General features: G+C 60.1%; 20 protein-coding genes and 1 pseudogene. 15 read left to right on the forward strand and 6 right to left on the reverse strand.

The genetic code is table 11. The annotated features are described in order from the left end of the window. Positions 1-62: 62 nt before the first annotated feature. Positions 63-353, reverse strand: a complete 291-nt coding sequence (locus tag HBO41_RS15165) for a DUF3565 domain-containing protein (RefSeq protein ID WP_017137610.1) — start codon at positions 351-353, stop codon at positions 63-65. Between HBO41_RS15165 and HBO41_RS15170 the strand changes: the two genes are divergently transcribed. Next, positions 352-837, forward strand: a complete 486-nt coding sequence (locus HBO41_RS15170) for a peptidylprolyl isomerase (protein WP_003188398.1) — start codon at positions 352-354, stop codon at positions 835-837. The two genes, HBO41_RS15165 and HBO41_RS15170, sit on opposite strands and share 2 nt — an antisense overlap. Positions 838-1,111: 274 nt before the next feature. Here the strand turns inward: HBO41_RS15170 and rpsT (HBO41_RS15175) are convergent. Both rpsT (HBO41_RS15175) and rpsT (HBO41_RS15180) read right to left on the reverse strand, forming a co-directional pair. After that, positions 1,112-1,240 (reverse strand): annotated as a pseudogene (rpsT, locus tag HBO41_RS15175) (30S ribosomal protein S20); the annotation flags it as partial. Between the two features lie 194 nt (positions 1,241-1,434). Beyond that, positions 1,435-1,713, reverse strand: a complete 279-nt coding sequence (gene rpsT / locus HBO41_RS15180; protein WP_003171647.1) for a 30S ribosomal protein S20 — start codon at positions 1,711-1,713, stop codon at positions 1,435-1,437. A 253-nt stretch (positions 1,714-1,966) separates the two neighbouring features. Here rpsT (HBO41_RS15180) and murJ point away from each other — a divergent pair, with 253 nt between their 5' ends. From murJ to ispH, 6 genes are all read left to right on the forward strand, one after another. Further along, complete coding sequence (gene murJ, locus HBO41_RS15185; protein ID WP_056859107.1) at positions 1,967-3,505, forward strand: murein biosynthesis integral membrane protein MurJ; 1,539 nt, start codon at positions 1,967-1,969, stop codon at positions 3,503-3,505. A gap of 119 nt (positions 3,506-3,624) precedes the next feature. Beyond that, positions 3,625-4,563, forward strand: a complete 939-nt coding sequence (ribF, locus tag HBO41_RS15190) for a bifunctional riboflavin kinase/FAD synthetase (RefSeq protein WP_016971190.1) — start codon at positions 3,625-3,627, stop codon at positions 4,561-4,563. A gap of 14 nt (positions 4,564-4,577) precedes the next feature. Further along, on the forward strand, positions 4,578-7,409 hold the full coding sequence (gene ileS, locus HBO41_RS15195) for an isoleucine--tRNA ligase (protein WP_017137608.1): 2,832 nt from the start codon (positions 4,578-4,580) through the stop codon (positions 7,407-7,409). Next, entirely contained in the window at positions 7,402-7,914 is a 513-nt protein-coding gene (gene lspA, locus HBO41_RS15200; protein WP_017137607.1) for a signal peptidase II, read from the forward strand. Before ileS ends, lspA begins: the two co-directional genes overlap by 8 nt. Before the next feature lie 7 nt (positions 7,915-7,921). Further along, positions 7,922-8,359 carry an FKBP-type peptidyl-prolyl cis-trans isomerase gene (gene fkpB, locus HBO41_RS15205; RefSeq protein ID WP_010213263.1) on the forward strand — a complete coding sequence of 146 codons (438 nt, stop codon included), beginning with the start codon at positions 7,922-7,924 and terminating at the stop codon, positions 8,357-8,359. A 183-nt stretch (positions 8,360-8,542) separates the two neighbouring features. Further along, positions 8,543-9,490: a 4-hydroxy-3-methylbut-2-enyl diphosphate reductase gene (gene ispH / locus HBO41_RS15210; RefSeq protein WP_017137605.1), complete on the forward strand. Its 948-nt coding sequence runs from the start codon at positions 8,543-8,545 to the stop codon at positions 9,488-9,490. Here the strand turns inward: ispH and HBO41_RS15215 are convergent. Beyond that, positions 9,444-10,019: a GspH/FimT family protein gene (locus HBO41_RS15215; protein WP_138451313.1), complete on the reverse strand. Its 576-nt coding sequence runs from the start codon at positions 10,017-10,019 to the stop codon at positions 9,444-9,446. The two genes, ispH and HBO41_RS15215, sit on opposite strands and share 47 nt — an antisense overlap. A 203-nt stretch (positions 10,020-10,222) precedes the next feature. Between HBO41_RS15215 and pilV the strand changes: the two genes are divergently transcribed. The 5 genes from pilV to thiO all read left to right on the forward strand — a co-directional run bounded on the left by pilV (position 10,223) and on the right by thiO (position 13,531). Continuing rightward, positions 10,223-10,708, forward strand: coding sequence for a type IV pilus modification protein PilV (pilV, locus tag HBO41_RS15220; RefSeq protein ID WP_169986838.1), 486 nt, complete (start codon positions 10,223-10,225; stop codon positions 10,706-10,708). After that, positions 10,705-11,412 carry a PilW family protein gene (locus HBO41_RS15225; RefSeq protein ID WP_017137602.1) on the forward strand — a complete coding sequence of 236 codons (708 nt, stop codon included), beginning with the start codon at positions 10,705-10,707 and terminating at the stop codon, positions 11,410-11,412. The genes pilV and HBO41_RS15225 overlap by 4 nt, the downstream gene beginning before the upstream one ends. A gap of 6 nt (positions 11,413-11,418) precedes the next feature. Continuing rightward, complete coding sequence (locus HBO41_RS15230; protein ID WP_138451309.1) at positions 11,419-11,943, forward strand: PilX N-terminal domain-containing pilus assembly protein; 525 nt, start codon at positions 11,419-11,421, stop codon at positions 11,941-11,943. Positions 11,944-11,957: 14 nt separating this feature from the next. Then, positions 11,958-12,359 carry a type IV pilin protein gene (locus tag HBO41_RS15235; RefSeq protein ID WP_017137600.1) on the forward strand — a complete coding sequence of 134 codons (402 nt, stop codon included), beginning with the start codon at positions 11,958-11,960 and terminating at the stop codon, positions 12,357-12,359. Positions 12,360-12,421: 62 nt separating this feature from the next. After that, entirely contained in the window at positions 12,422-13,531 is a 1,110-nt protein-coding gene (gene thiO / locus HBO41_RS15240; RefSeq protein ID WP_169986840.1) for a glycine oxidase ThiO, read from the forward strand. Here thiO and HBO41_RS15245 read toward each other — a convergent pair. Next, a complete protein-coding gene (locus HBO41_RS15245) occupies positions 13,518-13,751 on the reverse strand; it encodes a PP0621 family protein (RefSeq protein ID WP_017137598.1) in 234 nt (77 codons plus the stop codon). The genes thiO and HBO41_RS15245 overlap by 14 nt on opposite strands. Before the next feature lie 126 nt (positions 13,752-13,877). After that, positions 13,878-14,903 (reverse strand): outer membrane protein assembly factor BamD, encoded by a 1,026-nt coding sequence (locus tag HBO41_RS15250; protein ID WP_017137597.1) that lies wholly within the window; start codon positions 14,901-14,903, stop codon positions 13,878-13,880. A 149-nt stretch (positions 14,904-15,052) separates the two neighbouring features. On the opposite strand from HBO41_RS15250, the gene rluD reads away from it, so the two are divergent. The 3 genes from rluD (at position 15,053) to clpB (ending at position 19,451) form a co-directional block, all read left to right on the forward strand. Next, positions 15,053-16,015 carry a 23S rRNA pseudouridine(1911/1915/1917) synthase RluD gene (gene rluD, locus HBO41_RS15255; protein WP_017137596.1) on the forward strand — a complete coding sequence of 321 codons (963 nt, stop codon included), beginning with the start codon at positions 15,053-15,055 and terminating at the stop codon, positions 16,013-16,015. After that, the gene (pgeF, locus tag HBO41_RS15260; RefSeq protein WP_169986842.1) at positions 16,012-16,737 is read left to right on the forward strand and encodes a peptidoglycan editing factor PgeF; all 726 of its coding nucleotides are present in this window, start codon (positions 16,012-16,014) and stop codon (positions 16,735-16,737) included. The genes rluD and pgeF overlap by 4 nt, the downstream gene beginning before the upstream one ends. A gap of 149 nt (positions 16,738-16,886) precedes the next feature. After that, on the forward strand, positions 16,887-19,451 hold the full coding sequence (gene clpB, locus HBO41_RS15265) for an ATP-dependent chaperone ClpB (RefSeq protein ID WP_017137594.1): 2,565 nt from the start codon (positions 16,887-16,889) through the stop codon (positions 19,449-19,451). Positions 19,452-19,492 lie beyond the last annotated feature (41 nt).

Genomic DNA, 19,492 nt, shown 5'->3' on the forward strand with positions numbered 1-19,492 from the left:
GCATGGCTTCGGTGGCGCTCTATGGCTGAGCGCCTACCGGGAATCAGGCACCAAGGTTATCGTTATTCAGGCGCTTGCGCACACCAGCCGCACGTAAAGGGTTGGCCTATTTTTTCAAGACGTTGCGCGGTATCGAGTACCCAGGCGCGCGACTGCCATGGCGGCTGGTGGCGCAGGTGCTGGGTGTGGCCGCAAGACAGCTCGGCCACCCAATGGTTGTCCTCATCCTGATGGAAACCGATGATGAAGGATGCCGTTGATCGGTTCCGTCTGTCCGGGTTCTGTTCGCTTTCGGGCAAATCCTTGTTTAGACTTGTCCGTTCTTCATTCTTATGCAAAAGGTCTCGCCCCATGACGATCGCCGCTAACAAGGCTGTCTCCATCGACTATACCCTGACCAACGACGCTGGTGAGGTCATCGACAGCTCCGCCGGCGGCGCGCCGCTGGTCTACCTGCAAGGTGCAGGTAACATCATCCCGGGCCTGGAGAAGGCTCTGGAAGGCAAGAACGTCGGTGACGAACTGACTGTCGCCGTAGAACCTGAAGATGCTTACGGCGAATACTCCGCCGAACTGGTCAGCACCCTGAGCCGCAGCATGTTCGAAGGCGTTGATGAGCTGGAAGTGGGCATGCAGTTCCACGCATCCGCTCCGGACGGCCAGATGCAGATCGTCACCATCCGCGATCTGGACGGCGACGACGTGACTGTCGACGGCAACCACCCTCTGGCTGGTCAGCGCCTGAACTTCCAAGTGAAGATCGTTGCCATCCGCGACGCCTCCCAGGAAGAAGTGGCCCACGGCCACGTCCACGGTGAAGGCGGTCATCACCATTGATTGTGGTTTGATCAATAGGTAGCAAAAACGCCCCGACTGGTTCGGGGCGTTTTTTTTGCGCCCGAAAATACACTGCAGTTCAAGTGTGGGAGCGGGCTTGCCCGCGATGAGGGCGTGTCAGCCGCCTTATACATCACTGACCCACCGCAATCGCGGGCAAGCCCGCTCCCACATTTTTGATCTTATCGCGCACAAACAAAAATGCCCCGGACCTTTCGGTTCGGGGCATTTCTTAACTGTTACGTAACCTGAGTTACACGGCAGTTGTTACCACTTAGGCTGCTGCAGCGACGTTCAGAGCCTTGATGTGGCCATTCAGGCGGCTCTTATGACGAGCGACTTTGTTCTTGTGGATGATGCCTTTATCGGCCATACGGTCGATAACAGGCACAGCCATGTGGGAGCGGGCTTGCCCGCGATGGGGGCGTGTCAGCTGGCCTGTTCACCACTGACCCACCGCAATCGCGGGCAAGCCCGCTCCCACATTTTGATCCGTGCGCCCAAGTTATTGGGCACAAACAAAAATGCCCCGGACCTTTCGGTTCGGGGCATTTCTTAACTGTTACGTAACCTGAGTTACGTGGCAGTTGTTACCACTTAGGCTGCTGCAGCGACGTTCAGAGCCTTGATGTGGCCATTCAGGCGGCTCTTATGACGAGCGGCTTTGTTCTTGTGGATGATGCCTTTATCGGCCATACGGTCGATAACAGGCACAGCCAGAACGTAAGCAGCTTGAGCTTTTTCAGCGTCTTTGGTGTCGATGGCTTTAACTACATTCTTGATGTAGGTACGAACCATGGAACGCAGGCTGGCGTTGTGGCTGCGACGCTTCTCAGCCTGTTTTGCACGTTTTTTGGCGGAAGGTGTGTTGGCCACCGTCGAGCTCCTCGAAAGACTTTTTAGGAAATAGCAAACAAAATAGGCCGCGAATCATGCCGATGACTTGATGGGTTGTCAAGGGCGGCTGATGCGAACTGCTGAGTGGTCGATCTGAAGAGGCGGGTGATTTATTTCCGGCGCTTGACCTGTAAACTCGCGAGCTTTGGCTCTGTGCTGTTGCAGGCGCGCAGTATCGCATAAGTGGGCGCTTTGTTCGCCTGCTCTTTATCTAAAGGCGCAAACTCTTTCAATGAATCTGCTCAAATCGTTGGCTGCCGTCAGCTCTATCACGATGATCTCCCGGGTTTTAGGGTTTGTGCGTGACACCCTGCTGGCGCGCATTTTCGGCGCCAGCATGGCCACGGATGCGTTCTTTATTGCCTTTAAACTGCCCAACCTGTTGCGGCGGATCTTCGCCGAGGGCGCATTCTCCCAGGCTTTCGTGCCGATCCTGGCCGAATACAAAACCCAGCAGGGTGAAGAGGCGACCCGTACCTTTATTGCCTATGTCTCGGGCTTGCTGACCCTGGTACTGATGCTGGTAACCCTCGTCGGCATGCTTGCCGCGCCCTGGGTGATCTGGGCCACGGCCCCCGGTTTTGCCAATACCCCGGAAAAATTCGCGCTGACCACTGACCTGTTGCGGGTGACCTTTCCTTATATATTGCTGATCTCGCTGTCATCCCTGGCCGGGGCGATCCTCAATACCTGGAACCGTTTCTCGGTGCCGGCCTTCGTGCCGACGTTGCTGAACGTCAGCATGATTATTTTTGCGCTGTTCCTGACGCCGTACTTCGACCCGCCGGTTATGGCCCTGGGCTGGGCGGTGCTGGCCGGCGGCCTGGCGCAGTTGCTTTACCAACTGCCGCACCTGAAAAAAATCGGCATGCTCGTGCTGCCGCGGCTGAACCTCAAGGACACCGGCGTATGGCGCGTGATGCGCAATATGCTGCCGGCGATCCTGGGCGTGTCGGTGAGCCAGATTTCCCTGATCATCAACACTGCGTTCGCATCCTTGCTGGTGTCCGGTTCGGTCTCCTGGATGTACTACGCCGATCGCTTGATGGAGTTGCCGTCCGGCGTACTGGGTGTAGCCTTGGGCACAATCTTGCTGCCGACGCTGTCGCGCACCTATGCCAGCAAGGACCGCCAGGAGTACTCGCGCATCCTCGACTGGGGCCTGCGCCTGTGCTTTATGCTGGTGTTGCCGTGTTCCCTGGCCCTGGGCATTCTGGCTGAGCCGTTGACCGTGTCACTGTTCCAATACGGCCAGTTCAGCGCGTTTGACGCGTCAATGACCCAGCGCGCACTGGTCGCCTACTCCGTCGGTCTGCTCGGCATTATCGTGATCAAAGTGCTGGCGCCGGGCTTCTACGCCCAGCAAAACATCCGCACGCCGGTCAAGATCGCAATCTTCACCCTGATCGTCACGCAACTGCTCAACCTGGTGTTTATCGGCCCGTTGGCCCATGCCGGCCTGGCCCTGGCCATCAGCGCGGGTGCCTGCATCAACGCGGGCCTGCTGTTTTATCAACTGCGCAAGCAGCAGATGTATCAGCCGCAGCCGGGCTGGGGCCTGTTTGCCCTCAAGCTGCTGGTGGCGGTGGCGATGATGTCGGCGGTGTTGTTGGGCCTGATGCACTTCATGCCCGCCTGGGATCAAGGCCATATGCTTGAACGCTTCATGCGCCTGGGTGTTCTGGTCGTGGCAGGTGTGGTGGTGTACTTCGGGATGTTGCTGTTGCAAGGCTTCCGTCTGCGTGATTTCAATCGAAAGTCGCTTGGCTAGAGACTTTGCCGTGATAAAACGGTTGTTTTATCGATTCGATCCATTTGGCCTGCGCTGTTGCCTGTCGTCCGGGGCCGGGTGTGGTTATAATCGACCACTTTATGAGCAAGAAGCGCGTTATGCAGCTGGTTCGAGGTCTCCACAACCTGCGCCCCGAGCATCGGGGCTGCGTCGCCACTATTGGCAACTTTGACGGTGTTCACCGTGGCCACCAGGCTATCCTGGGCCGGCTGCGTGAACGTGCGGTCGAGTTGGGCGTGCCCAGCTGCGTGGTGATTTTTGAGCCACAGCCGCGGGAATACTTTACCCCCGAGACGGCTCCGGCGCGCTTGGCCCGCCTGCGCGACAAGCTGCAACTGCTGGCTGAAGAGGGCGTGGACCGTGTGCTGTGCCTGGCCTTCAATCAGCGTTTGCAAAGCCTCAGCGCCGCCGAGTTCGTTGACCGTATCCTGGTAGATGGCCTGGGCGTGCAGCACCTGGAGGTCGGCGACGACTTCCGTTTCGGCTGCGACCGCGTCGGCGATTTCGACTTCCTGCAACACGCTGGTGTGAATCAAGGTTTTACCGTCGAAGCCGCGCAAACCGTCGAACTGGACGGCCTGCGCGTGAGCAGTACCCAGGTGCGTAACGCACTGGCGGCTGCCGACTTCGCCTTGGCCGAGCGTTTGCTCGGTCGCCCGTTCCGCATTGCCGGGCGGGTATTGCACGGTCAGAAGCTGGCGCGCCAACTGGGTACGCCAACCGCCAACGTGCAGCTCAAACGTCGTCGTGTGCCACTCACCGGGGTTTACCTGGTGAGTGTCGACATCGACGGCCAATCGTGGCCGGGAGTCGCCAACATAGGCGTCAGGCCCACGGTTGCAGGTGATGGCAAGGCCCACCTGGAAGTTCACCTTTTGGATTTTGCCGGTGATTTGTATGACCGGCGTTTAACGGTGGTTTTCCACCAGAAGCTGCGTGAAGAGCAGCGTTTCGCCTCCCTTGAGGCGTTGAAAACGGCGATCAATGCGGATGTCGCCGCCGCCCGTGCACTAGCCGCACCTAGCGCCCATCGCTAACCGAAGAGCCTTAAATGACCGACTATAAAGCCACGCTAAACCTTCCGGACACCGCCTTCCCAATGAAGGCCGGCCTGCCACAGCGCGAACCGCAGATCCTGCAGCGCTGGGACAGTATTGGCCTGTACGGAAAGTTGCGCGAAATTGGCAAGGATCGTCCGAAGTTCGTCCTGCACGACGGCCCTCCTTATGCCAACGGCACGATTCACATCGGTCATGCGCTGAACAAAATTCTCAAGGACATGATCCTGCGTTCGAAAACCCTGTCGGGCTTCGACGCGCCTTATGTTCCGGGCTGGGACTGCCACGGCCTGCCGATCGAACACAAAGTCGAAGTGACCTACGGCAAGAACCTGGGCGCGGATAAAACCCGCGAACTGTGCCGTGCCTACGCCACCGAGCAGATCGAAGGGCAGAAGTCCGAATTCATCCGCCTGGGCGTGCTGGGCGAGTGGGACAACCCGTACAAGACCATGAACTTCAAGAACGAGGCCGGTGAAATCCGTGCCTTGGCTGAAATCGTCAAAGGCGGTTTCGTGTTCAAGGGCCTCAAGCCCGTGAACTGGTGCTTCGACTGCGGTTCGGCCCTGGCTGAAGCGGAAGTCGAGTACGAAGACAAGAAGTCCTCGACCATCGACGTGGCCTTCCCGATCGCCGACGACGACAAGCTGGCCCAAGCCTTTGGCCTGTCGAGCCTGCCAAAGCCTGCAGCCATCGTGATCTGGACCACCACCCCGTGGACCATCCCGGCCAACCAGGCGCTGAACGTGCACCCGGAATTCACCTACGCCCTGGTGGACGTCGGTGATCGCCTGCTGGTGCTGGCCGAAGAAATGGTCGAGGCCTGCCTGGCGCGCTACGAGCTGCAAGGTTCGGTCATCGCCACCACCACCGGCACTGCGCTGGAACTGATCAATTTCCGTCACCCGTTCTATGACCGTCTGTCGCCGGTGTACCTGGCTGACTACGTGGAGCTGGGTTCGGGTACTGGTGTGGTTCACTCCGCGCCGGCCTACGGCGTTGATGACTTTGTGACCTGCAAAGCCTACGGCATGGTCAACGATGACATCCTCAACCCGGTGCAGAGCAATGGCGTGTACGCGCCGTCGCTGGAGTTCTTTGGCGGCCAGTTCATCTTCAAGGCCAACGAGCCGATAATCGACAAACTGCGTGAAGTCGGTTCGCTGCTGCACACCGAAACCATCAAGCACAGCTACATGCACTGCTGGCGTCACAAGACCCCGCTGATCTACCGCGCTACCGCGCAGTGGTTTATCGGCATGGACAAAGAGCCGACCAGCGGCGACACCCTGCGTGTGCGCTCGCTCAAAGCCATCGAAGACACCAAGTTCGTCCCGGCCTGGGGCCAGGCGCGCCTGCACTCGATGATCGCCAACCGCCCGGACTGGTGCATCTCCCGCCAGCGCAACTGGGGCGTGCCGATTCCGTTCTTCCTGAACAAGGAAAGCGGCGAGCTGCACCCACGTACCGTTGAACTGATGGAAGCAGTGGCGCTGCGCGTTGAGCAGGAAGGCATCGAAGCCTGGTTCAAGCTGGACGCCGCCGAACTGCTGGGCGACGAAGCGCCGCTGTACGACAAGATCAGCGACACCCTCGACGTGTGGTTCGACTCGGGTACCACCCACTGGCACGTGCTGCGCGGTTCGCACCCGATGGGTCACGCCACCGGCCCGCGTGCCGACCTGTACCTGGAAGGCTCGGACCAACACCGTGGCTGGTTCCACTCGTCGTTGCTGACCGGCTGCGCCATCGACAACCACGCGCCGTACCGCGAACTGCTGACCCACGGCTTCACCGTCGACGAGACGGGCCGCAAGATGTCCAAGTCGCTGAAAAACGTGATCGAGCCGAAAAAGATCAACGACACCCTGGGCGCCGATATCATGCGTCTGTGGGTCGCCTCGACCGATTACTCGGGCGAAATCGCCGTGTCGGACCAGATCCTGGCCCGTAGCGCCGATGCCTACCGCCGTATCCGTAATACCGCACGCTTCCTGCTGTCGAACCTGACCGGTTTCAACCCGGCCACCGACATCCTGCCGGCCGAGGACATGCTCGCCCTGGACCGTTGGGCCGTGGACCGTACGCTGTTGCTGCAGCGCGAGTTGCAGGAACACTACGGCGAATACCGTTTCTGGAACGTGTACTCCAAGATCCACAACTTCTGCGTGCAGGAGCTGGGTGGTTTCTACCTCGATATCATCAAGGACCGCCAGTACACCACCGGCGCCAACAGCAAGGCGCGCCGCTCGGCGCAGACCGCGCTGTACCACATCTCTGAAGCGCTGGTGCGCTGGATCGCACCGATCCTGGCCTTCACCGCTGACGAATTGTGGGAATACCTGCCGGGCGAGCGTAACGAATCGGTGATGCTCAACACCTGGTACGAAGGCCTGACCGAATTGCCGGCCAACTTCGAACTGGGCCGCGAGTACTGGGAAGGCGTGATGGCCGTCAAGGTTGCGGTGAACAAGGAGCTGGAAGTTCAGCGCGCGGCCAAGGCCGTCGGTGGCAACCTGCAAGCCGAAGTCACCCTGTTTGCCGAGGAAGGCCTGACCGCCGACCTGGCCAAGCTGAGCAACGAACTGCGCTTCGTACTGATCACCTCGACCGCGAGCCTGGCACCGTTTGCCCAGGCACCTGCGGACGCAGTGGCCACCGAAGTGCCGGGCCTCAAGCTCAAAGTGGTCAAGTCGGCCTTTCCTAAGTGCGCCCGTTGCTGGCACTGCCGTGAAGACGTCGGCGTGAACCCAGAGCATCCGGAAATCTGCGGTCGTTGCGTCGACAACATCAGCGGTGCTGGCGAGGTTCGCCACTATGCCTAATGCTTCCAGTCGTTTCGGACGTCTGGGTTTGCTCGTGCTGAGCGTGCTGGTCCTGGTCATTGACCAGGTCAGCAAGGCTCATTTCGAAGGCTCCCTGCAGATGTTCCAGCAGATTGTGGTCATTCCTGACTACTTCAGCTGGACCCTGGCCTACAACACCGGTGCTGCCTTCAGCTTCCTGGCGGACAGCGGCGGCTGGCAGCGCTGGCTGTTTGCCTTGATCGCGGTGGTTGTCAGCGCTGTGCTGGTGGTCTGGCTCAAGCGTCTGGGCCGTGATGATACCTGGCTCGCCATTGCCCTGGCCTTGGTGCTGGGCGGCGCGCTGGGCAACCTGTACGACCGCATTGCCCTGGGCCATGTGATCGACTTTATTCTGGTGCATTGGCAGAACCGCTGGTACTTCCCGGCGTTCAACTTTGCCGACAGCGCCATCACCGTCGGTGCAATCATGCTGGCGTTGGACATGTTCAAAAGCAAGAAAACCGGAGAGACCGTCAATGACTGATCAGGTATTGGCTGAGCAACGCATCGGCCAGAACACGGAAGTCACTTTGCATTTCGCACTGCGCCTGGAGAATGGCGACACGGTCGACAGCACGTTCGACAAAGCCCCGGCGACCTTCAAAGTCGGTGATGGCAACCTGCTGCCGGGTTTTGAAGCGGCACTGTTCGGTTTCAAGGCCGGCGACAAGCGCACCTTGCAGATCCTGCCGGAAAACGCCTTTGGCCAGCCCAACCCGCAAAACGTGCAGATCATCCCGCGCTCGCAGTTCCAGGACATGGACCTGTCGGAAGGCCTGTTGGTGATCTTCAACGATGCGGCGAACACCGAGCTGCCCGGCGTGGTTAAAACCTTCGATGACGCGCAAGTGACCATCGACTTCAACCACCCGTTGGCCGGTAAAACCTTGACGTTTGACGTTGAAATCATCGACGTTAAAGCGCTCTGACTGACGAAACCGGCGCTTATGGGGCCGGCTTGTGTGGGAGCTGGCTTGCCTGCGATAGCATCACCTCGGTGTACCTGATACACCCGGTCGTTTGCATCGCGGGCAAGCCCGGTTCCCACAGGGGCTTACTCCTGTAGAGTTGAGTTGATCCAATTTCTTGCCCTGCAAGACACGAGGCACAGCATGCAAATCAAACTCGCCAACCCCCGTGGCTTCTGCGCCGGTGTGGACCGGGCGATCGAAATCGTCAATCGCGCCCTGGAAGTGTTCGGGCCGCCGATTTACGTGCGCCATGAAGTCGTCCACAACAAATTCGTGGTTGAAGACCTGCGCGCACGCGGGGCTATCTTTGTCGAAGAACTCGACCAGGTGCCGGACGACGTTATCGTCATCTTCAGCGCCCACGGCGTGTCCCAGGCAGTACGTACCGAAGCGGCGGGCCGTGGCCTCAAGGTGTTTGACGCCACCTGCCCGCTGGTGACCAAGGTGCATATCGAAGTCGCGCGCTATAGCCGCGACGGCCGTGAATGCATCCTGATCGGCCACGCCGGTCACCCGGAAGTCGAAGGCACCATGGGGCAGTACGACGCCAGTAATGGCGGCGCCATCTACTTGGTAGAAGACGAAAAAGACGTGGCCGAGTTGCAGGTTCAAAACCCTGATCGCCTGGCCTTCGTGACGCAAACCACCCTGTCGATGGACGACACCAGCCGTGTGATCGATGCCCTGCGCACGCGTTTCCCGGCAATTGGCGGCCCACGCAAGGATGACATCTGCTACGCCACGCAAAACCGCCAGGACGCGGTCAAGCAACTGGCCGACGAATGCGATGTGGTTCTGGTGGTCGGCAGCCCCAACAGCTCCAACTCCAACCGCTTGCGCGAACTGGCTGAACGCATGGCCACGCCGGCCTACCTGATCGATGGCGCTGAAGACATGCAGCGCAGTTGGTTCGACGGCGTTGAGCGTATTGGCATCACCGCAGGGGCTTCCGCTCCAGAAGTGCTGGTGCGCGGTGTGATCCAGCAACTGCAGGCCTGGGGCGCCACCGGCGCGGATGAATTGGCCGGTCGCGAAGAGAACATCACGTTCTCCATGCCCAAAGAGCTGCGGGTTCGTTCGCTGCTCTGAGTGCCACGGTGCCGGAGCCGCACAGCGCCTGCTCGGTGGCCTCACTGCGCAGGCTGATGCGCCCGCTGGGCGCCAGCACCACTTGATAGAGGCTCTGTACCGGGTCGGTGCCGCAGATGTGCACCGTACCGGCGCGGAAGCCACCTCCCGCAAACACCGGCTCACCCAGCCCGCTGAAGCGTACCTGGCTCTTGACTGGCCCATTGCCCGCCATCAGCACGCGCCCATTGCCCTGCCGTTCCAGCAGTATAGGGTTGTCGGTACCCGGCTCGCCGCGCCCGCTTGTATCCACGATGATTTGCCATCCTCGGCTCCAATCGTTCTCCAGCGCCTGAATGATCACTGCGCGATTGCGGGTGATTGCCTCAGTGCGCGCCAACCGCAGGCCTTCGGCAAGTGAGTGTGCCGCGCTGCGTTGCTGCTGCGACGCAAGCAACCCCTTGAAGGCGGGCACTGCCACGGTCACCAGGATGCCGCCCAGTAACAGGCCGAACAGAAGTTCGATCAGGGTGAAACCGCGTTGTTGCATAGTCTGTCCCTCCATGGGCAAGGGTAAAAATGGGTTTGGAGACCTAGGTATAGCGCCCGGCGGCGGGGCTGAATGATGGCCTTTATGTCCAAAGTATTTCCCTTTGTTCCGATAGCAGCGCGAGCCAAAAACCGGCGCTAGTCTTGGGTCTCACAGCAGCATTGCGCTGCTTTTTTCAGCCTTCGACACGGATGACGACGGTAATGCTTGCCTGCCCGAACAGACTTTTTCCCTGCGCGCTGCCTCGACAGCAAACCGGCATGACCTTGATCGAAGTGCTGGTGGCGGTGCTGATTCTCGCCGTCGGGTTGCTGGGCGCCGCAGTGACCCAGCTCAATGCACTCAAGTACACCGACAGCTCAAGGATGACCAGCCAGGCCAGTTTCATTGCCTACGATATGCTCGACCGAATCCGCGCCAACTCAGGTGCCGACTATGCATGGGGGTTCGCGCAAACCGCCCCCGTCCTTAGCGCGACGGCCAGCGTGCGGGACCTGGACCTGCATGACTTCGAAGCCAATATCATCGGCTTCGCCGGCGAGGACGCCAAAGGCTCGGTGGTGATCAGCAGTGGCGAGGTAACCGTGAGCATCAGTTGGGATGATGCCCGTGGGGCGAATACGCCCGGGGCGCGGGAAACCTTCATCCTCACCAGCCGCATTACCAGCGACCCGCAGGCGCCTCAATGAGAAGCTTTGTCCGTGGCTTCAGCCTGGTGGAGTTGTTGCTCGCGCTGGCTATCGGGTTGCTGCTGGTGCTGGGTGTCAGCCAGGTGACGATCAGCGCTCGCGCGACTCAAGCCAGCCAACAGGCCGCCATGCTGCTGCAGGATGACGCGCGGTTTGTGCTGGGCAAGATGATCCGGGATATCCGCCAGGCGGGCATGTTCGGCTGCCTGGCGACAGCCTCTATCGACAACGCACCGTCAGCCTTTGATCAACCTGTGGGTTGGCATTCTGCAGGCAGTTCCTGGTCGCTGACGCTGGTCACCGCCGATGTCGCAGGTGAGGGCGGCACGCCTGACTGGACGGTGCTCTCTGACTGCCTCGGCACGGCCCAAGCCTACGCGGGGAATTCACCGCCACCGATGCCAGGGCAGATCCGCTTTGCGCTGCGCCAACTCACCTACACCTATGAAACTGGGCAATTGAAGGTCAGTACGCCTGCGGCGCCGGCCAAGGCGGTGCTGTTGGACAACGTGCAGGCCTTCGACATCAGTTTCGGCGTGGCGGGCAAACCAGGTTCGCCTCAGGTAGCGCGCTATGACGCCAGCCCGGCGGATGAATCGCTGATCCGCAGCGTACGCCTGCGCATGACGCTGCAAGACCCGACCGGGCGCGTGAAAGATCAGGCCTACAGCGTCGTCGCAGCCCTGCGAAACCGGTTGGGGTAGGGCAGCATGTTCAATCATCAACGCTTTTATGCAGGGCAAGCCGGCATGGTTTTACTGATCAGCCTGGTGTTTCTGCTGGTGCTGTCACTGATCGGCCTGGCATCGATGCAAGGGGCGGTGTCCCAACAAAAGATTACCGGCAGCGTATGGCATCGAAACCAGTCATTCCAAAGCGCCGAAAGTGGCCTGCGGTTGGGTGAGTCGGTGATCCGGCGGGCAGGCGCGACACTGCCGGTGTGTCGGGCAATCAATTCCTGTGCGCCGCCGGTCGAGTCGTCGCAGGTGATAGAGGCAGGCACAAACCCCGTGTCAGCAGTCACTTGGGTTGCCCTGAAGGGCGGCCTGTATGGCGTGCAATCCCTGGGAGTGGGCGTGGGGATGGCGGGTTTGCCTGCCGAAACACCGGCCGCGTTGTACCGCGTGACGGCGGTTGGGAGCAGTGGCCAAGTGCGCACGGTGCTGGAGGCGGTCTATGCACAGGCAGAGGGCGGTCTGAGCGTTCATCGGGTGCTATGGCGACAACTTCACTAGTAAGGAGCGTATCAATGGGCAAGGATTGCCAAGGTTTTACCCTGATCGAGTTACTGGGCGCGGTCGCGATCATCGCGTTTTTGGCCGGGATTGCTTACCCCGCGTATACCGGGCAGGTGAAAAAAGCCTACCGCGCGCAGATCGTTGCACTGTTGATTGAGCAGGCGCAGCACCTCGAACGTTTTTACACGCGCCACGGCACTTTTATTGATGCAAGCGGCGCCAGTGCCGGCAATGATCACTATAGAATCAGCACTGCATTGAGCCCCCAGTCATTCACACTGGTCGCCTCGCCTGCAGTCGGCGCCATCATGGCAAATGACCCATGCGGTGAGTTCAGCTTGTCCAGCACCGGCGTGCGCAGCAACCCGGGCGCGATACCTGAAATGTCGCGCCAGGCGTGTTGGGGGCAATGATGAGAGTACTGGATGAATGGGCGCCGGGTGCGCTTTTCCCTTTTTATCGGCTGGATCAAATGATGGCTAAGCAACAGCAAGTGGTGATTGTCGGTGGCGGTGTCATCGGCTTGTTGACCGCGTTTAACCTGGCCACGGAGGGGCAGGCCGTGGTGCTGCTGGAGCGGTCGGGGCTTGGGCAGGAGTCTTCCTGGGCGGGTGGCGGCATTGTTTCGCCGCTGTATCCATGGCGCTACAGCCCGGCGGTCACCGCACTGGCCCATTGGTCGCAGGATTTTTACCCGCAGTTGGCAGAGCGGCTGTTTGCGGCCACCGGGGTTGATCCAGAGGTTCACACCACAGGCCTGTACTGGTTGGACCTGGAAGATGAAGCCCAAGCGTTGGCTTGGGCTGCCCGAGAGGGTCGCCCGTTGAGCAAGGTAGATGTGTCGGCCGCCCATGATGCCGTGCCGGTGCTGGGCGGTGGATATTCCCAGGCGATCTACATGGCGAACGTGGCCAATGTGCGCAACCCGCGTCTGGTCAAATCCCTCAAGGCTGCGCTGTTGGCGTTGCCGGGCGTGACCCTTCATGAGCAGTGCGAAGTGGAGGGGTTTGTTATTGAAGATGGCAACGTCGTGGGTGTAAATACCGCTGCGGGGCCGATCCTGGGCGATCAGGTGGTGCTGGCTGCGGGCGCCTGGAGCGGCGAAATACTCGGCAAGCTGGGCCTGTCGCTGCCAGTGGAGCCGGTCAAAGGCCAAATGATTTTGTACAAATGTGCGTCGGATTTTTTGTCGAGCATGGTGCTGGCCAAAGGGCGTTATGCGATCCCGCGGCGTGACGGGCACATTCTGATCGGCAGCACGCTGGAGCATGAAGGGTTCGACAAGACCCCGACCGAGTCGGCCTTGGAAAGTCTCAAGGCGTCGGCGGTGGAGTTGATTCCCGCGCTGGCAGACGCGCAGGTCGTAGGTCACTGGGCCGGTTTGCGCCCCGGTTCACCGGAAGGTATCCCTTACATCGGTGAAGTGCCCGGTTTCAAAGGGCTTTGGCTCAACTGCGGGCATTATCGCAATGGGCTGGTGCTCGCGCCGGCATCCTGTCAACTGTTCGCTGACTTGCTGTTGGGGCGTCCCCCGATCATTGACCCGGCGCCGTATGCGCCCGCCGGTCGGATCAACGCTGAATAGATTTCGGCCCTTGTTCCAGGTGCGCCTGGGTGCAGTACCACTCCTGGCGTGAATTGAGTGCGCGATCTTGCGGCAGGTGCACGCCGCAGTGGGCGCAGCGCACCATCAGGGCCGCGCCCGGCTCGGCGGAGCGTTGCTGTTTAGCCGCCGGGCTTTTGAATTTGCGCCAGAACCATACCGCGGCAGCAATGACGGCAATCCAGAACAGTAGACGAAGCATGATGGGCAGTTTCTCGACAGGGAATGCGCCAGTTTAGCCAAGCGCGTGGCAAGCGCACAGCGCAATAACAAGACGCCCACAAAAAAGGAGCCTCGAGAGGCTCCTTCTTGATGACGCTGTGTGCAATCAGTCAAACACGCCGAAGGTCATGTAGCTGAACCACGAACGGTCTTCATTGTTGCCCAGGGCCTGCGGTGCTTCTTCTTCGATCACGTCGCCATTGGCGTCATGCGGCTTGAGCTCCGAAGGAATGGCTTCCTTGGCGTCCTGGAACTGCTTCATCACGTCCTGGTTGGCGCGGGTTTCGCCCGGCGGCAACGGTGGGCGGGAACTGATCAGGCCCAGGGTGTATTTGCTCAACCAGGAACGGTTGTCTGCTTCAGCTACCCGAGGCACGAACTGGCCGTCTTTCAGACTTGGGGAGTCCGGGTAGTTGAGCTTCAGGGTTTCCAGGCTGGTGGTTGCCAATGCATCCAGGTGCAATGCCTGGTAAGCCTGGGTCATCACCGCCAGGCCGTCACCCACGGATGGGGTCTCCTGGAAGTTCTCAACTACATAACGACCACGGTTGGCGGCAGCTACATACGCCTGACGGGTCAGGTAGTAGTCGGCCACGTGAATCTCGTAGGACGCCAGCAGGTTGCGCAGGTAGATCATGCGCTGCTTGGCGTCCGGCGAGTAGCGGCTGTTGGGGTAGCGGCTGGTGAGCTGGGCGAACTCGTTGAAGGAGTCGCGGGCAGCACCAGGGTCACGCTTGGTCATGTCCAGCGGCAGGAAGCGCGCCAGCAGGCCAACATCCTGGTCGAACGAGGTCAGGCCCTTCATGTAGTAGGCGTAGTCCACGTTCGGGTGCTGCGGGTGCAGGCGGATGAAACGCTCGGCGGCGGATTTTGCAGCTTCCGGCTCCGCGTTCTTGTAGTTGGCGTAGATCAGCTCGAGCTGTGCCTGGTCGGCATAGCGCCCGAACGGATAGCGCGACTCCAGGGCCTTCAGCTTGGCTGTGGCACTGGTGTAGCTATTATTGTCCAAGTCTTTTTGAGCTAATTGATACAGCTCGACTTCGCTCAGGTTTTCGTCGACGACTTCCTTTGTTGACGAGCAAGCAGCAGTCATGGCGAGGATGGCGATCAGCAGCAGGTGTTTCACTTGCATGGCGGCTTGCGTCCCTATGACGGCCGCTGTCTTGGGCGGGGCCGTCCTGTTATGATGAGCGCCCCGTTGAAAGCCTCGGGGCAAAAGACGCCGTATTTAACCACAAGCGCGCAGCCGAAACCAAAGGCTGTGCCACGCCTAGTCTGAGCATGTCCGATAAAATTGAACTTCGCGCAGAGGTGCCGTCCGAATTGGGCGGCCAACGCCTCGATCAAGTCGCCGCACAATTATTCGCTGAGCACTCGCGCTCGCGCCTTTCCGCCTGGATCAAAGACGGCCGCCTGACTGTGGATGGAGCGGTTATCCGCCCGCGAGACATAGTCCATGGCGGTGCGATTCTTGAGCTGACTGCCGAGCAGGAAGCCCAGGGAGAATGGGTCGCCCAAGACATCGAGCTGGATATCGTCTATGAAGACGATGACATCCTGGTCATCAACAAACCTGCAGGCCTGGTGGTTCACCCGGCGGTCGGGCACGCTGATGGCACTTTGCTCAATGCCTTGTTGCACCACGTGCCGGACATCGTCAACGTGCCGCGCTGCGGCATCGTGCACCGCCTGGACAAGGACACCACCGGCTTGATGGTGGTGGCCAAGACCATTCAGGCGCAGACGCAGTTGGTCACACAATTGCAGGCCCGCAGTGTCAGCAGGATCTACGAATGCATCGTGATCGGCGTGGTGGTGGCGGGTGGCAAGATCAACGCCCCGATCGGCCGCCACGGCCAGCAGCGCCAGCGTATGGCTGTGATGGAAGGCGGCAAGCCGGCCGTCAGCCACTACCGTGTGCTGGAGCGTTTCCGCTCCCACACGCATGTGCGGGTGAAGCTGGAGACCGGCCGCACGCACCAGATTCGCGTGCATATGGCGCACATCAACTTCCCGTTGGTCGGAGATCCGGCCTACGGTGGTCGCTTCCGTATTCCGCCAGCGGCCAGCCAGACCATGGTTGAATCGCTGAAAACCTTCCCGCGCCAGGCACTGCATGCACGTTTCCTGGAGCTGGATCATCCGACGAGCGGTAAGCGGATGAGCTGGGAATCGCCTCTGCCGGACGATCTGGTCTGGTTGTTGTCGCTGCTCAAGCAGGATCGCGAGGCGTTTGTAGGATGAGTGACTGGCTGATTCCTGACTGGCCCGCGCCGTCGGGAGTCAAAGCCTGCGTCACCACCCGTGCGGGCGGCGTCAGTCTGGCGCCGTTCGACAGCCTTAATCTGGGCGATCATGTCGAGGACAGCCTTGAGGCCGTCCTTGAAAATCGTCGCCGTCTTACCGACGCTTTTACTATCCAGCCTGCCTGGTTACGCCAGGTTCACGGGATAACCGTGGTGGAGGCTGACCCTTCGCGTATCGCTGAAGCCGACGCCAGTTGGACCAGCACACCCGGCATTGCCTGCACCTCAATGACCGCCGATTGCCTGCCCGCGTTGTTCTGCAACCGCGCCGGCACACGTGTGGCGGCTGCCCATGCCGGTTGGCGCGGGCTGGCGGCCGGTGTATTGGAGGCTGCGTTTGAAAGCTTGAATGCCGAGCCCGATGAAGTACTGGTGTGGCTAGGCCCGGCCATTGGCCCGCAAGCGTTTGAGGTCGGCCCCGAAGTGCGTGAAGCCTTCATGCAGCAATTGCCGACCACGGCCGAGGCCTTTGTACCTAGCCGCAACCCCGGCAAGTACATGGCCGATATTTACCAGTTGGCGCGCCTGCGCCTGGCCGCGCGCGGTGTCACCGCTGTATATGGTGGCGGTTTATGCACCGTTACCGACCCACGCTTCTTTTCCTATCGTCGCAGCCCGCGCACCGGTCGGTTCGCCTCCCTTATCTGGCTTGAGCGCTAGACTCTCCTGACTTGGGTCAATGCTGATCCACATCAAGGATCAGTTGCTTGAATCTTCCAGAATCCACCCCATCTATAAGGGTATCTGGCAGGTTTCTTCATTCAGGATGTGTATTTCTAGCTCCGGCCTGCTCAAAAGGAAGGTGACTAATGCGTATTGATCGTTTAACCAGCAAATTGCAGTTGGCACTCTCGGATTCCCAATCCCTGGCGGTCGGCCTCGACCACCCGGCGATTGAGCCTGCGCACTTGATGCAGGCGCTCCTGGAACAGCAAGGTGGTTCTATTAAACCCTTGCTGATGCAGGTGGGCTTTGACGTCAACAGCTTGCGCAAGGAGTTGAGCAAAGAGCTCGACCAACTGCCGAAAATCCAAAACCCTACCGGCGACGTGAACATGTCGCAGGACTTGGCGCGCCTGCTTAACCAGGCCGATCGCCTGGCCCAGCAGAAAGGTGACCAGTTCATTTCCAGCGAACTGGTGCTGCTCGCCGCGATGGACGACAACAGCAAGCTTGGCAAATTGTTGCTGGGCCAGGGCGTGAGCAAAAAAGCTCTGGAAAACGCCATCAACAACCTGCGTGGCGGCGAGGCGGTGAATGACCCCAATCATGAGGAGTCGCGCCAGGCCCTGGACAAATACACCGTCGACCTGACCAAGCGCGCCGAAGAAGGCAAGCTGGACCCGGTGATCGGCCGTGACGACGAAATTCGTCGCACCATCCAGGTGTTGCAACGCCGCACCAAGAACAACCCTGTGCTGATCGGTGAGCCTGGCGTGGGTAAGACCGCGATTGCCGAAGGCCTGGCCCAGCGCATCATCAATGGTGAAGTGCCGGACGGCCTTAAAGGCAAGCGCTTGTTGTCGCTGGACATGGGTTCGCTGATCGCCGGTGCCAAGTTCCGTGGCGAGTTCGAAGAACGCCTGAAGTCCCTGCTTAATGAACTGTCGAAACAGGAAGGGCAGATCATTCTGTTTATCGATGAACTGCACACCATGGTCGGCGCCGGCAAGGGCGAAGGTTCGATGGACGCCGGCAACATGCTCAAGCCGGCGTTGGCGCGCGGTGAGTTGCATTGCGTTGGCGCGACCACGCTCAACGAATACCGCCAGTACATTGAAAAGGACGCGGCCCTTGAGCGCCGCTTCCAGAAAGTATTGGTGGAAGAACCGAGCGAAGAAGACACCATCGCCATCCTGCGTGGCCTCAAAGAGCGTTATGAGGTGCACCACAAGGTGGCGATCACTGACGGCGCGATCATTGCGGCGGCCAAACTGAGCCATCGCTATATCACCGACCGTCAGTTGCCGGACAAGGCCATCGACCTCATCGACGAAGCGGCCAGCCGCATTCGCATGGAGATCGATTCCAAGCCGGAAGTGCTCGACCGCCTGGATCGGCGCCTGATTCAGCTGAAAGTTGAATCCCAGGCACTTAAGAAAGAAGAGGACGACGCAGCGAAGAAACGCCTGGAAAAACTTCAGGAAGAAATCCTGCGTTTGGAGCGCGAGTATTCGGACCTCGAAGAAATCTGGACCTCGGAAAAAGCCGAAGTGCAGGGTTCTGCGCAGATCCAGCAAAAGATCGAGCAGTCCCGCCAGGAACTGGAAGCAGCGCGCCGTAAAGGCGACCTGAACCGCATGGCCGAGTTGCAGTACGGGGTGATCCCGGACCTGGAGCGCAGCCTGCAAATGGTTGACCAGCACGGCAAGCCCGAGAATCAGCTGCTGCGCAGCAAGGTGACCGAGGAAGAAATTGCCGAAGTGGTCTCCAAGTGGACCGGCATTCCCGTGTCGAAAATGCTTGAAGGCGAGCGCGACAAGCTGCTGAAAATGGAAAGCCTGCTGCACCAGCGCGTCATCGGCCAGGAAGAGGCCGTGGTGGCAGTGTCCAATGCGGTACGGCGTTCGCGGGCCGGTTTGTCCGACCCGAATCGTCCGAGCGGCTCGTTTATGTTCCTCGGCCCAACCGGCGTGGGTAAGACCGAGCTGTGCAAGGCATTGGCCGAGTTCCTCTTTGATACTGAAGAGGCCATGGTGCGCATCGATATGTCCGAATTCATGGAGAAACACTCGGTGGCGCGCCTGATCGGTGCTCCACCAGGCTATGTGGGCTATGAAGAAGGCGGTTACCTGACCGAAGCCGTGCGGCGTAAGCCTTACTCGGTGATCCTGCTGGATGAGGTCGAGAAGGCCCACCCGGATGTGTTCAACATCTTGCTGCAGGTGCTGGAAGATGGCCGGTTGACGGACAGCCACGGGCGCACTGTGGACTTTCGCAATACGGTGATCGTGATGACCTCTAACCTGGGCTCGGCGCAGATCCAGGAGCTGGTCGGTGATCGTGAGGCCCAGCGCGCTGCGGTGATGGATGCGCTGACCTCGCACTTCCGTCCGGAATTTATCAACCGGGTCGATGAAGTGGTGATCTTCGAGCCTCTGGCGCGGGATCAGATCGCGGGTATTACCGAGATCCAGTTGGGCCGTCTGCGTAGCCGCCTGGCCGAGCGTGAGCTTGACCTGGAGCTGAGCAGCGAGGCGTTGGACAAGCTGATCGCGGTGGGTTACGACCCCGTGTACGGCGCACGGCCTCTGAAACGTGCGATACAGCGCTGGATCGAGAACCCGTTGGCGCAGTTGATCCTGTCGGGCAGCTTCATGCCGGGGACCAGCGTGGCGGCCACGGTGGAAAACGACGAAATCGTCTTCCACTAAGCCCAGACTGTAAGGCGATAAGAGGAGGCCCCGCATCGCGG

Source organism: Pseudomonas sp. WS 5146 (genome assembly GCF_012985495.1).
Lineage (GTDB): Bacteria > Pseudomonadota > Gammaproteobacteria > Pseudomonadales > Pseudomonadaceae > Aquipseudomonas > Aquipseudomonas edaphica.

Bases quoted from the DNA above. Each gene is read 5' to 3' on its own strand.
- ribF (WP_016971190.1), top strand. From the start codon at position 3,625: ATGCAGCTGGTTCGAGGTCTCCACAACCTGCGCCCCGAGCATCGGGGC.
- HBO41_RS15230 (WP_138451309.1), top strand. From the start codon at position 11,419: ATGTTCAATCATCAACGCTTTTATGCAGGGCAAGCCGGCATGGTTTTA.
- ileS (WP_017137608.1), top strand. From the start codon at position 4,578: ATGACCGACTATAAAGCCACGCTAAACCTTCCGGACACCGCCTTCCCA.
- pilV (WP_169986838.1), top strand. From the start codon at position 10,223: ATGCTTGCCTGCCCGAACAGACTTTTTCCCTGCGCGCTGCCTCGACAG.
- lspA (WP_017137607.1), top strand. From the start codon at position 7,402: ATGCCTAATGCTTCCAGTCGTTTCGGACGTCTGGGTTTGCTCGTGCTG.
- HBO41_RS15235 (WP_017137600.1), top strand. From the start codon at position 11,958: ATGGGCAAGGATTGCCAAGGTTTTACCCTGATCGAGTTACTGGGCGCG.
- thiO (WP_169986840.1), top strand. From the start codon at position 12,422: ATGGCTAAGCAACAGCAAGTGGTGATTGTCGGTGGCGGTGTCATCGGC.
- HBO41_RS15250 (WP_017137597.1), bottom strand. From the start codon at position 14,903: ATGCAAGTGAAACACCTGCTGCTGATCGCCATCCTCGCCATGACTGCT.
- HBO41_RS15165 (WP_017137610.1), bottom strand. From the start codon at position 353: ATGGGGCGAGACCTTTTGCATAAGAATGAAGAACGGACAAGTCTAAAC.
- murJ (WP_056859107.1), top strand. From the start codon at position 1,967: ATGAATCTGCTCAAATCGTTGGCTGCCGTCAGCTCTATCACGATGATC.
- HBO41_RS15225 (WP_017137602.1), top strand. From the start codon at position 10,705: ATGAGAAGCTTTGTCCGTGGCTTCAGCCTGGTGGAGTTGTTGCTCGCG.
- HBO41_RS15170 (WP_003188398.1), top strand. From the start codon at position 352: ATGACGATCGCCGCTAACAAGGCTGTCTCCATCGACTATACCCTGACC.
- HBO41_RS15215 (WP_138451313.1), bottom strand. From the start codon at position 10,019: ATGCAACAACGCGGTTTCACCCTGATCGAACTTCTGTTCGGCCTGTTA.
- pgeF (WP_169986842.1), top strand. From the start codon at position 16,012: ATGAGTGACTGGCTGATTCCTGACTGGCCCGCGCCGTCGGGAGTCAAA.
- rluD (WP_017137596.1), top strand. From the start codon at position 15,053: ATGTCCGATAAAATTGAACTTCGCGCAGAGGTGCCGTCCGAATTGGGC.
- ispH (WP_017137605.1), top strand. From the start codon at position 8,543: ATGCAAATCAAACTCGCCAACCCCCGTGGCTTCTGCGCCGGTGTGGAC.
- HBO41_RS15245 (WP_017137598.1), bottom strand. From the start codon at position 13,751: ATGCTTCGTCTACTGTTCTGGATTGCCGTCATTGCTGCCGCGGTATGG.
- clpB (WP_017137594.1), top strand. From the start codon at position 16,887: ATGCGTATTGATCGTTTAACCAGCAAATTGCAGTTGGCACTCTCGGAT.